The 13482-nt window shown below is 70.5% G+C and carries 13 protein-coding genes; 8 read left to right on the top strand and 5 right to left on the bottom strand.

Features of this window, described 5'->3' with window-relative positions; all coding sequences use genetic code 11:
* Positions 1 to 13: 13 nt before the first annotated feature.
* A complete protein-coding gene (locus HNR07_RS08850; RefSeq protein ID WP_184364242.1) occupies positions 14 to 1885 on the bottom strand; it encodes a CPBP family glutamic-type intramembrane protease in 1872 nt (623 codons plus the stop codon).
* Between the two features lie 47 nt (positions 1886 to 1932).
* On the opposite strand from HNR07_RS08850, the gene HNR07_RS08845 reads away from it, so the two are divergent.
* The 4 genes from HNR07_RS08845 to HNR07_RS08830 all read left to right on the top strand — a co-directional run bounded on the left by HNR07_RS08845 (position 1933) and on the right by HNR07_RS08830 (position 4116).
* A complete protein-coding gene (locus HNR07_RS08845) occupies positions 1933 to 2724 on the top strand; it encodes a TetR/AcrR family transcriptional regulator (RefSeq protein WP_312893695.1) in 792 nt (263 codons plus the stop codon).
* Positions 2675 to 2947 carry an amidohydrolase family protein gene (locus tag HNR07_RS08840; protein WP_184364240.1) on the top strand — a complete coding sequence of 91 codons (273 nt, stop codon included), beginning with the start codon at positions 2675 to 2677 and terminating at the stop codon, positions 2945 to 2947. Before HNR07_RS08845 ends, HNR07_RS08840 begins: the two co-directional genes overlap by 50 nt.
* 245 nt (positions 2948 to 3192) lie before the next feature.
* Positions 3193 to 3666 carry a COG4315 family predicted lipoprotein gene (locus tag HNR07_RS08835; protein WP_184364238.1) on the top strand — a complete coding sequence of 158 codons (474 nt, stop codon included), beginning with the start codon at positions 3193 to 3195 and terminating at the stop codon, positions 3664 to 3666.
* 162 nt (positions 3667 to 3828) lie between these two features.
* The gene (locus tag HNR07_RS08830; RefSeq protein ID WP_184364236.1) at positions 3829 to 4116 is read left to right on the top strand and encodes a zf-HC2 domain-containing protein; all 288 of its coding nucleotides are present in this window, start codon (positions 3829 to 3831) and stop codon (positions 4114 to 4116) included.
* Between the two features lie 2 nt (positions 4117 to 4118).
* On the opposite strand, the gene HNR07_RS08825 is transcribed toward HNR07_RS08830, so the two are convergent.
* Positions 4119 to 4673, bottom strand: coding sequence for a sigma-70 family RNA polymerase sigma factor (locus HNR07_RS08825; protein WP_184364234.1), 555 nt, complete (start codon positions 4671 to 4673; stop codon positions 4119 to 4121).
* A gap of 248 nt (positions 4674 to 4921) precedes the next feature.
* On the opposite strand from HNR07_RS08825, the gene HNR07_RS34310 reads away from it, so the two are divergent.
* Positions 4922 to 7003, top strand: coding sequence for an adenylate/guanylate cyclase domain-containing protein (locus tag HNR07_RS34310; RefSeq protein WP_221318759.1), 2082 nt, complete (start codon positions 4922 to 4924; stop codon positions 7001 to 7003).
* The gene (locus HNR07_RS08815; protein WP_184364233.1) at positions 7000 to 7701 is read left to right on the top strand and encodes a Crp/Fnr family transcriptional regulator; all 702 of its coding nucleotides are present in this window, start codon (positions 7000 to 7002) and stop codon (positions 7699 to 7701) included. The genes HNR07_RS34310 and HNR07_RS08815 overlap by 4 nt, the downstream gene beginning before the upstream one ends.
* Positions 7702 to 7783: 82 nt before the next feature.
* Here HNR07_RS08815 and HNR07_RS08810 read toward each other — a convergent pair whose 3' ends face one another.
* The 3 genes from HNR07_RS08810 to HNR07_RS08805 all read right to left on the bottom strand — a co-directional run bounded on the left by HNR07_RS08810 (position 7784) and on the right by HNR07_RS08805 (position 11372).
* A complete protein-coding gene (locus tag HNR07_RS08810; protein ID WP_184364232.1) occupies positions 7784 to 9691 on the bottom strand; it encodes an FHA domain-containing protein in 1908 nt (635 codons plus the stop codon).
* A 179-nt stretch (positions 9692 to 9870) separates the two neighbouring features.
* Positions 9871 to 9993, bottom strand: coding sequence for a hypothetical protein (locus HNR07_RS35530; protein WP_281386386.1), 123 nt, complete (start codon positions 9991 to 9993; stop codon positions 9871 to 9873).
* Between the two features lie 170 nt (positions 9994 to 10163).
* On the bottom strand, positions 10164 to 11372 hold the full coding sequence (locus HNR07_RS08805) for a cysteine desulfurase-like protein (protein WP_184364230.1): 1209 nt from the start codon (positions 11370 to 11372) through the stop codon (positions 10164 to 10166).
* Positions 11373 to 11540: 168 nt separating this feature from the next.
* Between HNR07_RS08805 and HNR07_RS08800 the strand changes: the two genes are divergently transcribed.
* Both HNR07_RS08800 and HNR07_RS08795 read left to right on the top strand, forming a co-directional pair.
* Positions 11541 to 12137, top strand: coding sequence for an ArsR/SmtB family transcription factor (locus HNR07_RS08800; protein ID WP_184364228.1), 597 nt, complete (start codon positions 11541 to 11543; stop codon positions 12135 to 12137).
* On the top strand, positions 12134 to 13477 hold the full coding sequence (locus HNR07_RS08795; RefSeq protein ID WP_184364226.1) for an MFS transporter: 1344 nt from the start codon (positions 12134 to 12136) through the stop codon (positions 13475 to 13477). The genes HNR07_RS08800 and HNR07_RS08795 overlap by 4 nt, the downstream gene beginning before the upstream one ends.
* The last annotated feature ends 5 nt before the right edge of the window (positions 13478 to 13482 follow it).

Raw genomic sequence — 13482 nt, 5'->3', positions numbered from 1 at the left:
CCCGGCCCCCGGCTCAGGCCCGGCCCGTGCCGTCCGCGCTGCCGACCTCCGAGCCGTAGCGGCGGGCCAGGGCGTGGAAGCCCTCCTTGGGTTCCCAGTGGCCGTCGTCGGGGGACAGCCCCGATTCCAGGGCGGGCGGGCGCACGATCCCGAAGCTGGCCATGTCGAGGTCCCGGGTGGGGTCGGGGGAGTAGCGGCAGTCGCCCTCGACGAACATGCACAGGAACGCCCCGTGCACGTTCTCGGTCTCGTAGACGTCGATGGACCACTCGATCATGTCGGCCTGCACGCGCTCGTCGCGGACCAGGTCGCCGCGCACCCGGCGGTCGTCCAGGTCGCTCCAGTCCATCGGGTCGGCGCCCGAACCGCCCTTGGCCTCGGCGCCCCGGTAGGAGCAGCAGCCGAACTCGGTGACCACCACCGGCTTGTCCCAACGCTGCAATGTGCGCAGGCCCTGCCGGTAGGAGCTTCGGGTGATCTCGTCGAAGTAGTAGTCCACCCCGACGATGTCGAAGGGGGTCCAGTCCACCTCCTCCCAGGTCCCCGCGCCGTAGGAGAGCGGGCCGGAGAAGCGGTTCCGGGCGGTGGCGGCCAGCGTGCGGAGCAGTCTGTTGAGTCGGAGGTTGTGGTACACGGGGAACATCGCGAACACGTACAGGGCGCCCGCCCTGCGGCCCATGTCGCGGCCGGGGAGGATGCCGCGGTTGAGGATGGTCAGCTCACAGCCCACGTTGAGCACGACCCGGCCCGGGTGTTCGGAAATCAGCCGTTCGGCCACCTCGGCGGCGCCGCCCACGTGTTCGATGAGCTCGGGGTGCCGGGCGTCAACGGAACGCGGCTGCAACCACACGTCCAGGCCCTGCATCAGGGCCAGACGCGCGCCCTGCTCCAGACGGTTCAGGTCGTAGCCGAAGAGCGAGACGGTCGTGCAGTGCAGGTCCTCGCGGATGACCCGCATGTCCTCGCGGACCGCCTCGGGGTTCCACCGCTCGCGTGAGTTCTGGCCGGGCATGTAGCTGGAGCCGACGTCGTACATGATCCCGCGCAGGGACAACCGTTGACGGGGGAGCGCTTCCTGCTGCCGGTCCGGGACCTGGACGAGTTCGGGGTGGGCGGCGAACAGGTAGCGGACCACCAGGTAGGTGGCCACGCCGGTACCGATGTTCAGCACCGGTTCCCAGGCGGGGGAACCGAAGGCGATGCCGACGCGGTCCAGCACGACGGCGGTGGCGGCCAGGGCCAGGCGGGCGCCCGTGCCCGCCCAGATCCCGCCGGTGGTCATCCGCAGCAGCCCGAAGAAGACCCCGGCCAGTACGAGGTTGAACAGGTCGCCGACCTCGCCCAGGACCAGGGACATCGCGCCCGCGTACAGCACGGCCTGGGCCAGGACCACGGTCAGCTGGGACAGGCGGAACCCCAGGACGTGCTGGACGTAGCCGCGGAAGACCAGTTCCTCGGCCAGGATCTGCGGGCCCAGCAGCAGGGCCAGGAGCAGTGCGGCCAGTGCGGTCGTGCCCAACAGGGACGGGGTCAGGGAGGCGCCGAGGGTCGCGTCGCCGACGAGAAGGGCCGCGGCCACGATCAGGGCGGGCACGACCAGGCAGGTCAGGGTGGCGGCGAGCAGCGGCGGCCAGGCCTTGCCGGGCGTGGCCATTCCGATCGCGGACAGCGTGGTTCCGGCCGAGCGGCACAGGAACCAGACCAGCGGCAGGACCACCAGAAGGAGGGTGCCCGAGCGAACAGCCCGTCCCAGGGGTTGTTCCGGGTCGAAGGGCAGGGCGTTGACCAGGGCGAGGGTTCCGACCCCGGCCAGAGTGAAGGCGAGGACCAGTAACCCGATCCGGGCCAGGGCACCGTGCCGTCGGAACGGTTCGGGCTGGGGCATGGGGGACTCCCTAAAAACTCCGTACACTGTTCGGCTAAGGTAGAACGGTGTACGGAGTTTTGGCAAGCCTCAAGGTCGGCGAGGGCGGGAGGGGCGGGATGGGCGCCAAGCGCAAGAGCATCGAGGCCACGCTGGACCTGCTGTGGGCCGGACTGGGTCAGCCTCGGCGCGGCCCCCGGCACCAGCTGACCGTGTCGGGCCTGGTCGAGGCGGCCATGGTCGTCGCCGAGGCGGAGGGCGTCGAGGCGCTGTCCATGCGCAAGGTCGCCGCTCATCTGGGGGTCGGCGCCGCCACCCTGTACACCTACGTGCCCGACAAGGCCGCCCTGCTGGCCCTGATGATCGACGAGATGACCGGCCAGGTGCCCCTGCCGCACACCCGTCCCGGCACCTGGCGGGAGAAGGTCGAGGGCTGGGCCCGCGAGGACCTGGTCTCCCTCCGCGAGCACCCCTGGCTCGTTGAGGTCACCGCCGGACCCTACGTCGGCCCCAACGGTTTCGCCTGGATGGACTCGGCCCTGCGCGTCTTCGAGGGCACCGGCCTGAGCAGACAGGAGGCCTTCTCTGTCGTGATGGCCGTCGACGGCCTGGTCCAGGGGCACGTCGCCAAGGTGATCGCGGCCGACCGGGTCGAACGCTGGACCGACCCCGACGGCCGCTCGTTCGCCACCGTGCAGGAGAGCTACCTGGCCACCCGCCGGATCGAGCCGGGCCGCTTCCACGCCATCGAGCACCTGGGGGTCCCGCCCGACCCGGTCCAGGTCTTCGAGGAGGCCCTGGCCTGGCTCCTTGACGGGGTCGAGCAGAAGATCGCGCGAATGCAGGCCACCCAGGGCTGACGATCGCTCCTCACACGAACGCCTCACCCCGGAGGAGGCCCTGACCGCCTACACCAGCGGGGTCGCCTTCCAGGCGGGGGCGGAGAACTGCTGGGGGACCCTGCGCCAAGGGGCCTTCGCCGACCTGGTGCGGCTGGACCGCGACCCGCGCCGGGCGGACCCCATGGAGATCGCGAGCGTCACCGAACGCGGTACCTGGCTGTCGGGAACGCGCGTGTTCTGATCCCGTTCCGGCCCCGGCGACGTGTGCTGGACCCGGCGCGTTCGCACGGTGTGTGGTGTCCGTCCCCGTTCGCGCTGCCTGGCCGTCGCCGGTGCGGCGACGGTGGTCAGTGACGGTTACGGCGCAACGCTCCGAACGGTTCACCTGAGAATGTCGGGTAAGGCGGGTGAACCGTTCCGCCCCGGTGTCCGTAACCGCATCCGAACGACTTCGGAAGACGACTCACGACGACGGGGGACCTTCACATGCGTACGACAACGGTGACACTCACGGCCGCCACCGCACTGCTCACACTGACCGCCTGCGGCCTGTTCGGGCAGGACGGTGACGAGGAGGCCGCCGCGGGCGAACCAGCGGTGGAGGCCACACCGGTGGAGGTCGTCCTGGTCGACAGCGAGTTCGGCGAGGTCCTGGCCGACCAGGAGGGGAGGATCCTGTACGGGTTCACCAAGGACAAGGACGCCGAGAGCGTCTGCGAGGACGACTGCATCGCCACCTGGCCCGCGCTGACCGCCTCGGCCTGGGCAGTGCTCGGAGAGGGCCTGGAGGAGGCGCTCCTGGACACCACCGAACGGACCGACGGAGTCACCCAGATTACCTATGGCGAGTGGCCCCTGTACTACTACGTGGGTGACGTCCTGCCGGAGGAGACCAACGGGCAGGGGCTCGACGACGAGTGGTTCGTCATCGCCACGGATGGCTCGCAGATCCGCGAATAGCGTTCCGGGAGCGCGGGAGAACAGAGCGCGGGGTGGCCGCCGCGGCCCCGACCGGACGGCCAAGGCATGGCCCGGTCGGGGTGGTCCTGGGCGGTGTCCAGGGTGCGGGGGTGGTGCCCAGGGTGGGGGAGTCGTAGGGGCCGACCGGAGGGGACGCTGAGGATGTCACACGACAGGTGCGGTGCCCGGATCGCCGGGGCCTACGTCCTCGGCGCCCTGGACACCGATGACGCGGCCGCCGCCGAGCGGCACCTCTCACGGTGTCCCCTCTGCCGGGCCGAGGTCCGGGACCTGGCTGTGGTCAGTACCGCCCTGGAGGGGTTGCCCCTGCGAGAACTGCTGGTGTCCCTGCCCTTCGCCCCCGACCGGGTGGAGGGGCTGGCGCGGCGGACCGTCGAACGGGCTGAGGCCGAGGCACGTGAGAGCGGCCGCCGCGACGACCGCGCCTGAGGTCAGCGCGTGTACCCGCGCCGGTCCAACGCCGCGCGTAGCGCCCGGGCCGCTTTGTACGTACGGGACTTGACCGTGCCCGCCGGGATGCCCAGGGCCTGTGCGGTCTCACGGACACTTTTCCCCAGGTAGTGCACGTACAGGAGGATCTCGCGGTGCTGGGGTGTCAGGTCGCCGAGCGCGTCGGCGACGACCTGCGTCGTCACGACCCGCTCTGTCTCGTCCGGTACTCCGTGGTCCGTCGACGCGTCCTGCTCTACCTCCGAGGGCCGGGAACCGCGCGAGCGGTGACCGTCGATCGCCAGGTGCCGGATGACCGTGAACAACCAGGGGCGCAGCTTCGCGGCGTCGGTGTTGAGCACATCGATATTGCGCCAGGCGCGCAGGACCGCCTCCTGTACGAGGTCCTCCGCCCAGTGGAGGTCGTTCCCCACCAGGGACGACGCGTAGCGCAGGAGCACGCTCCCATGGTGTGCGTAGACCTCCTGAACGAACGCGGAAGCTCGGTGGTGGGGCGAGGCGGTCGCACGGGGCGCAGTCGGTGTGGCTTGGGTCATGCTCTTTGCCGTCAGGGGTTTCTGCTTGGCGGATGTACAGGTCATGGCTGTTTCGGGGCTCCGACTGGACGCGACTCTCGGGAGGGACGTCCGCCATGAAATCGATCCCGGGATAGCTTGTCTGCGTACTCTTCGACACAAGGCCGGACTTTTCTCCGTCCGCTCGCATCGTTCGTGGCGCGCAGCAGCCCTTGTGGGTACCGCCCCTTCCGTCCTCCCCCTGACTCATCACCAAGGTCGTACTCGTCATGTCCGGGACCGCTACCCCCACGTCCTCACGACTTTCCTCGCTGCCCGCACGCTCCGTGCGCTCCCTGGTCTGGAGCCTGCACCTGGCGGCCCCGCTCGCAGGCCTCTGGCTGCTGCTGGCGCGACCACACCTGGACGTGCTGCTCCACCACAACCCCGGGCACTTCTGGCTTGTCCTGGGGGTCTCACTGGTCAACGTGGCCCTGGGGCTGTGGATCCGCTCCGCCGCCAGGCGCCACGGCGACGCACGCCTGTTCCTGGTGTCCCTGGCCTTCCTCTCCTCCGCCGGGTTTCTCGCCGTCCACGCCCTGCTCACCCCGGGGATCCTGGTGGACGGTGCCACCATCGGGTTCGACCTGTCGCACCCGGTGGGCCTGGTCATCGCGTCCGTGTTCGCCTTCGTCTCCTCCCTCGATCTGAACCCTGAGCGGAGTCGGCGGGTGTTCAGGTTCGAACGGCTGCTGTGGGGAGGCCTGGCCGTGCTGATGGTCGGGTGGGCCATAGCCGGTCTGCTCGGCATCCCGCCCCTGCACCTTCCTGACCAGGCGCGCGATGTCGAGGGGCCGATGGTGCCGGTGGCGATCGGCGCTGCCGTGCTGTACGTGGTGGCGGCCTTCCGCTACTACCTGGTGTACCGGCGCGAGACCTCCGCCGTCCTGCTGAGCCTGGTGACCGCGTTCGTCCTGCTGGCCGAGGCGATGGTGACCGTCATCATGGCGGACAAGTGGCACCTGTCCTGGTGGCACTGGCACCTGATGCTGGTCGCCGCCTTCGGCTTCATCGCCTATAGCGCCTACCTCCAGTACCAGCGGGAGGGCACCTCGGTGGGTGTCTTCGACGCGATCGTGCTGGAGGAGACGGCCCAGCGCATCCGGACGGAGTACGAGGACGCCCTGGAGGAGTTCGTCGCCTTCCTCAGCGAACAGGAGAAGGGAGGCCGCAGCTCACCCGCTCAGGCCTCCGCAGCCCTTGCCGAGCGCTTCCATCTCTCCGAGGGACAGGTGAGGGTGCTCGAACGGGCGGCCTCCGCCCTGGCCACCGAACGGGCGACGTCGCGGCGGCTGACCGCCCTGCTCGAGGTCGGCCGCCGCACCAGGGTGGCCGATCAGGACGAGGAGGAGTACCTGCGGTCGGTCCTGGAGGTGGCCCGCCCGGTCTACGGCGACGTGAACGTCAACCTCGCCTCCGGCGGGACGGTCCGGTTGGCGGGCCGCGACTACTCCGTCGCGGAGTGGGACGAGGGCGGACGACTCCGCGAGGGCAGAGTGGCGTACCCTCTGGTCTTCCGCGGCGGAGTCGCGGGTGTCCTGGAGGGGCCCGAGGAACACTCGGGGCCGGTCCCCGCCTCCCTGGGCGGACTGGCCGAACACCTGTCGGTGTCCCTGGAGAACGTCCGCCTCTACCGCGAACTCGGCACCCTGTTCCGCCAGTACATGTCCCCGGACGTGGCCTCGGCGCTGTTGGCCGACCCCGACCAGGCCGCACTGGGCGGACAGGTCCTGGACGTGACCGTGCTCTTCGCCGACCTGCGCGGGTTCACCACCTTCTCCGAGCAGGTGGACCCCGAGCGGATCGTCTCCATGCTCACTCGCTACCACAGCGCCGCCGTGCCGTGCGTACTCGGCAACGGCGGCACGATCGTCCAGTTCGTCGGCGACGCCATGCTCGCCCTGTTCAACGCCCCCGCGCGCCAGGCCGACCACGGTCTACGGGCGGTCCGGGCCGCCCTGGAGATGGGTGAGGCCTTCGAGCGGATCGCCGTGGAGAACCCGGAGTGGCCGCGCTTCCGCATCGGGGTCAACACCGGCCCGGCTCTGGTGGGCAACATCGGCAGCGAGGACCTGCGCGGTTTCAACGCCATGGGCGACGCGGTGAACGTGGCGGCCCGGCTCCAGGAACTGGCGGAACCCGGTCAGATCGTGGTCGGCGACGCCACGCTGCGCTCCCTGGGCGTTCCCGTGGAGAGCCGGGAACTCGGGGACCTGGACATCAGGGGACGGCAGGGAACGGTACGCGCCCACTGCGTCACCGGCCTCCACGAGGAGACACGGCTCAAGGACGCGGGAAGGGGGACCGCGTGACTCGGTCCGCCGACGGGGGAACCGGACCGGACACCGAGTTCTGGAGTGGGCTCACGGGCGAGGAGCGCTCCGCGCTGCGTGCCGCGGGCAGGGTCCGGCGCTGGGACCGGCGCGAGATCGTCTTCCACGAGGGTTCCGCCCCCGACTTCGTCCTGGTGGTGCTCACCGGGCGGGTGAAGGTGTCCTCCCACACCGAGGACGGGACCGAGGCCCTGCTCGCCGTTCGCGGTCCCGGGGCGCTCCTGGGGGAGTTGGGGGTGGTCGACGAGCGGCCTCGTTCGGCCACGGTGCAGACCTTGGAGGACATGACCGGCCTGGTCCTGGGGATGGAGCAGTTCACCGGCTACCTGGAGGAGTACCCGCGTACCGCGCTGATTCTCCTGCGCACGGTGGTCGGCCGGCTCCGGGACGCCGACCGCAAACGGGTCGAGTTCGGCTCCATGGGCGCGGCCCGGAGGGTCGCGGCCAGGCTGGTGGAACTGGCTGACCGTTTCGGCAACCAGTCCGCCGAGGGCCTGCGTGTCGCCCTCCCCGTCTCCCAGGACGAACTGGCCTCCTGGACGGGGGTCTCACGGGCGGCGGTCAACAAGGCCATGGGAGTACTGCGCTCTCATGGCTGGGTCACCACCGGCCGATTGAACATCACGGTCCACGACATGGCCGCCCTGCGCCGCTACGCACGGGAGGGCGGGGCCTGACCAGGTCACCGCCACGATTCCCCTGCCACCGGTTCCCCGTTCCCGCTCCTTCGGCGGAGGAAGCGGGGGACAGGGAGGCGCGTCAGGGCGCGTTGCCGCGGGCCGGGGCGGCCCCGACCGCCTCTCGCTCCTTGGCGGGCGAGGAGGACAAGGCCTCCTCCTGGTAGAAGATGTCGATGTCGACCTCCTCCCCGCCGACGGTCAGCGTGTCCCACTGCCCGCCGCCCACCAGGGAACGCAGGGTCGTGTCGTCCAGGCCCTCCAGACGCGCGCGCAGGTCCGCGTCGTCGGGCATGCCCGCGATACGCGCAGAAAGCCTCGACCGGATCGATCCCATCCGCTCGAGCAGAGTCTTCACGTCCGCCTCCCGGTCCCCGTCCTGCGCCGCCATGCTCCGGGCGATCCCGGCCTTGATCGTGTACGCCGCCCCTTCCTGGTCGGTGTTGACCATCGCCTGCCAGGCGCGGCTCTTGTGCCGGTACTGGAGCATGGACATGACCGCCTCGTGGCGAGTGAAGTCCGCGTCGCGCAGCGGCCGCCCCTTCCAGGTGCTGCTGAGTGAACGCGCCAGGGAGATGGCCGAGGCCAGACCGCTGTTGAGGCCGCGTCCGGGCCAGAAGTGGATGGCGTTGGCGGCGTCCCCGAGGAGGAATCCGTAGGTGGACGGCGAGGACGGTGTGGCGGGGCGGAGCTGGGCGCTGAACCGCGGCTGCTGCACCATGCTCAGCCGGAAGGCGGTGACGGCGCTGAGGTTCTCCTCGGCCACGCCGAAGAAGGCGAGCCCCTCCCGCACGCGCTTCCACAGGGCCGAGCCCTTGACCAGGGCGGGCAGGAACAGCGAGCTGTGCGTGGAGCAGGAGAAGTCGCCGTGACCGTCACGCGTCATGACACACGGGCGCGAGGCGATGCACTGTTCGAACACCTGCCGGACCGGGTCGATCCCGACGACCTCCCGCGCCTCCTCGTCGGTGAGGCGCATGTTGAGGAAGCCCTCGCCGCGTAGGGAGTTGAGCAGGAAGCGGTTCTGCGCCACGGTCAACAGGACGGTCGTGGCGTCCGACAGGTCCGAGCGCACGCGCAGGCCCAGGACGATGTCCTCGACCTGTTCGCCGTCCAGGGAGTAGATCGAGGGGTCGGGGCGGCCGAACCGGTCGGCGAAGTGCTCGCGGGTTCGAGACCGCGAACCGTCGCAGATCGCGAGCACGTGGCTGCGCTCCAGGGCGCCCTGCTGCTGGGCGGCGTCGAAGCGGCCGGGGACGAGCCTGATGCGTTGGCTCTCGTTGGCCATCTCCAGCAGGACGTCCTCGACGTGGGAGATACGGATGTTGCGCGGCCCGTACCCGCGGATCGAGTCGGCACCCGAGGGCCACATCTCGGTGTAGGAGCCGGGGGTGAACAGCCGTTCCTGGATCTGCTCGGAGAGGTTCAGGAACTGGCGGCTCTGGACGGTCACGACCTGCTGGCGCCGGACGTTGCCCTGCTTCAGGTCCTTCCACACGACGCGGGACCCCTCACGGGTCCAGCGTCCGTCGTGGACGGTGACGGCGACCTGGGGGCCGATGAGGTGTTCGAGGAGGAGGGCGAAGGCCAGTCCCACGGGGCCGCCGCCCGCTACCGTGACGTTCAGGACGGGGCCCTTCGCCACGGAGGGCCGGACGAACATCTGGGTCATCGGGAAGTCCGCCACGGTGTCGGCGACCTGGGCAGTCTCCCAGCTGAACGTCTCGTCGCCGATCGTCATGAGGTCACCGGGCCGCAGGACCCGGTGGTGCACCTCGTCGCCGTTGACCCTGGTCCCGTTGCTGCTTCCGCGGTCGCGCAGGACGTGGTCGTCTCCCTCACGGACGATCTCCGCGTGGAAGCGTGAGGCCAGTTGGCTGGCGACCACCACGCTGTTCTTCTTGTGCCTCCCGAAGGTGACCGGGCTTTCGCCGAACAGGAACCGCTGTCCGGCGCGGGGACCTTCGCGACCGACGATTTCGAATGTCATGGACCGGCCTCCTCCGCAGGTGAGGGATTCCGCCCCGGCGGCCGGGCCGGCCAGTGGGGCGCTCTCAACAGGTACACGGATGGCAGTCCGTTTCGGTTCACTCTGTTCTCTTTTTCGTTTTCTCTTGAGCCATGGTGTCCCTGGATAGACGTACATCAGTATGTCTGGGCAATGTCTTGTCAATGCGGGATCAGAACGGTCGCGGTGGTCGTGTCGACCGGGGCCGGGGCCACGCCGTAGACCAGGGCGTTGAGCACGAGGTGGGCGCGGATGATCCGGAAGGGCTCGCGAAGAATGATCATGGGTTCGGCTTCCGTCCTCGGTGTCGGTGACCCGTTCTGGCCCTTCGACCGACATTGCGCACCGTGTCCTCGGGGCAGGGCCGGGCCCGGACCGGATAATTGCCCCTGCCCCGGGCCAGGGCGGTGACGGCGGCGCGCCCTGACCGCGGGGGCCGGACTCAGCAGCGGGATCAGGTCCCGAGGTGGTCGGCCAGGGCGGCGAGCAGCCGGTCGACGTCCTCCTCCGACACGTACGGCGCCATGCCCACGCGCAGTCCGGCGTCGTCGTCCAGCCCCAGCCGGGCGAAGGTCTCGTAAGCGTAGAAGCTCCCGGCGGGGGCGAGGACGTCGCGCTCGGCCAGGGCCCGGGAGACGTCCGCGCTGCGCAGTCCGGGGAAGGTCATGAACAGGGTCGGCGTGCGATCGGCCGCCCGTGAGTGCGGGACCACGTTGTCGCCGAGGGCGGCCAGCCCCGCCTCCACCCGCTCGCGCAGTGCCCGTTCGTGCGCGGCGACCTTCCCGTGCGCGGTGATCAGACGCGTCCGTCGCGAGGGGCCGGCCGGGGCCAGATCGGCGAGGACCTCCACGGCCTCGGCCGCCCCGGCCATGATCTCGTAGGGGAGGGTGCCGAACTCGAAGCGCTCAGGCACGTCGTCGGTGGAGGGCACCAGCTTGTCCGGCCGGATCGTCTCCAGCAGCGCGGGGGCGGCGGCCAGCACCGCGCAGTGCGGGCCGAGGAACTTGTAGGGCGAGCACACCAGGAAGTCGGCGCCCATACCCCGCAGATCCACGATTTCGTGCGCGGCGAAGTGAACGGCGTCCACGTACACCAGCGCGCCCACCGCGTGCGCGCGGTCGGCGATGGTCCGCACCGGCGGCTGCGTGCCGAGCAGGTTGGACGCGGCGGTCACCGCCACCAGCCGGGTGCGTTCGTTGACCACCTCGTCCAGGTCGGACAGGTCCAGCTCGGACGTCCGCGGGTCCAGGTCGATCCACCGCACGGTCGCGCCCGCCCGCTCGGCCGCCTGGATCCAGGGCCGGACGTTGGAGTCGTGGTCCAGCCGGGTGACGACCACCTGGTCGCCCGGCCCCCACCCCTGGGCCAGGTGCCGCGAGAAGTCGTAGGTCAACTGGGTGGCGCTGCGCCCGTAGACGATCCCTGAGGGGTCCGCGCCCAGGAGGTCGGCGTAGGCGCTCCGGAAGGCGTGGACGGTCTCTTCGGCGTTGGTCTGCGAGACCAGGGAGCCACCCCGGTTGGACAGGGGACCGGTCAGGGTGCGGGCGATGGCCTCGCCCACCCGCGTGGGGGTCTGGGTGCCCCCGGGGCCGTCGAAGTACGCGATGCCGGATGTGAGCGAGGGAAAGCCGGACCGGAACGAGTCGAGGTCGAAGGCGGGCAAGGGGACTCCTTCAGTGCGCGGATCTGGACGGGCGGGGCCGGGGCCCGCGCCCCAGATTGGCATACCACCGACCCGGGTCGGCGGATGCGTTTGACGAATGGTCGAGATTAGCCGACCATACTGTGATAGCCGACCATTCGACTTCTGCCGACCGACGGAGTGCCCCCTGTGACGGAAACACCCGACTACGAACTCGCCGATTCCCTGGAACTGTCCACCCCCGAGCAGTACCGGGCTCTGTTCGAGGACACGCGTACCGAGATCGTCATGCTGCTGCTGGAACGCGCCGCGACCACCTCGGAACTGGCCGAGTCGCTCGGCCGCCCCAAGGGCACCGTGGGCCACCACCTGAAGGTGCTGGAGGAGGCCGGGCTGGTGCGCGTGGTGCGCACCCGCAAGGTGCGGGCCCTGGAGGCCAAGTACTACGGGCGTACCGCGCGCACGTTCTACTACCAGGCGGTCAACGAGGCACGCGGGCTGAGCCAGCGCACCCTCGCCGACGTCTCCGCTGAAATCACCCAGCTGCCCGCCGAGCTCGCCGACCAGGTCAACGTCAATCTCCGTTACGCGCGCATCCCCGCCGACCGGGTCGCGGAGTGGAACGAGCGCGTGGGCGACCTGCTCGTGGAGTTCGGCACCCAACCGCGTTCGGGGGAGACCACCTACGGTCTGGCGATCGCGCTCTACCCGACGGGTCGGAGCTCGCTGCCCGAGTCCGAGGGACCTGCCCCCGAGGACCGCCCCGAGTCCGAGGGCCGCGAATGAGCGACACCGCAACCACCGCCCGGCCGCGGCTGGGCCGCGACTACTGGAAGCTGCTCTCCGCCACCGGGATGACCAACCTGGGGGACGGGCTCATGACCGTCGCCGTGGTGTGGCTGGCCTCCGCCCTGACCCGCGACCCCCTGCTCATCGCCCTGGTCGCCCTCACCACCCGGCTGCCCTGGCTGCTGTTCTCCCTGCCCGCCGGGGTGATCACCGACCGCTTCGACCGGCGTCTGCTGGTGGCCTGGATGGACGTGGGCCGGTTCGTCGTGGTCGCCGCCTTCGGGGTGCTCGTGCTGGTCGCCGAGGACGGGCTGCCCACCCCCGAACAGCTGGCCTCCGGTGAGGGAGCCCCCGCCTCGGCCACACTGCTGCTCATCGGCCTGTACGTGATGTCGTTCCTGGTCGGCTGCGCCGAGGTGGTCCGCGACAACGCCGCCCAGACCCTGCTGCCCGCCGTGGTGGACCAGCGCCTGCTGGAGAAGGCCAACGGCCGGCTGTGGGGCGTTGAGGTGACCACCAACCAGTTCGTCGGGCCGCCGCTGGCCGGGGTGCTCATAGGCCTGGCCCTGACGGTCCCGTTCCTGTTCAACGCAGGTCTGCTCGCGGTCAGTGCCGCACTGCTGTTCACCCTGGCCGGTACCTACCGCCCCCGCGGCGCCGAGGCCGGCACGGGCCGGATCGCCTGGCGGGCCGAGATCGGCACCGGCTTCCGGTGGCTGTGGAGCCACCCGGTGCTGCGGGCCCTGGCGCTGCTGCTGGGCGCGCTCAACCTGGCCTCCGCCATGGCCTTCCCGCTGATGGTGCTCTACACCCAGGACGTGCTCGGCCTGTTCGAGGGCTGGCAGTTCGGGCTGATCCTGACCGGCGCGGCCGCCGGTGCGCTGGGCGGATCGCTGCTGGCCGAGCGGATCATCGCCGCCCTCGGCGAGGGGCGCTGCCTGCTCGGTTCCATCGTGGTCCTCGGCCTCGGCTTCGCGGTCCTCGGCGCGCTGCCCGTCACCCCCGTCGTGTGGCTGTCCGGTGTGGTGAGCGGGGTGGCGATCGTGGTGTGGAACGTCATCACGGTCTCGCTGCGCCAGCGGATCATCCCCGACCACCTGCTGGGCCGGGTCAACTCGGTCTACCGGTTCTTCGGCTGGGGCACCCTGTCCGTGGGCACCCTCCTGGGCGGGCTGCTGGTCGCCGGACTCGAACCGGCCCTGGGCCGGGAATGGGCGCTGCGCCTGCCGTTCCTGTTGGCCGGGGCGGTGCACCTGCCCCTGCTGCTCTTCGCCTGGAGCCGGGTGAACGGGGAGAAGATGACCCAGGCCCGGGCCGAAGCTCTTGAGCGGACCTGAGCCCG

Source organism: Nocardiopsis metallicus (assembly GCF_014201115.1).
Classification (GTDB): Bacteria; Actinomycetota; Actinomycetes; order Streptosporangiales; family Streptosporangiaceae; genus Nocardiopsis; species Nocardiopsis metallicus.
The sequence above is the reverse complement of the archived record's forward strand: the minus strand, read 5'-3'. Positions and strand labels throughout refer to the sequence as shown.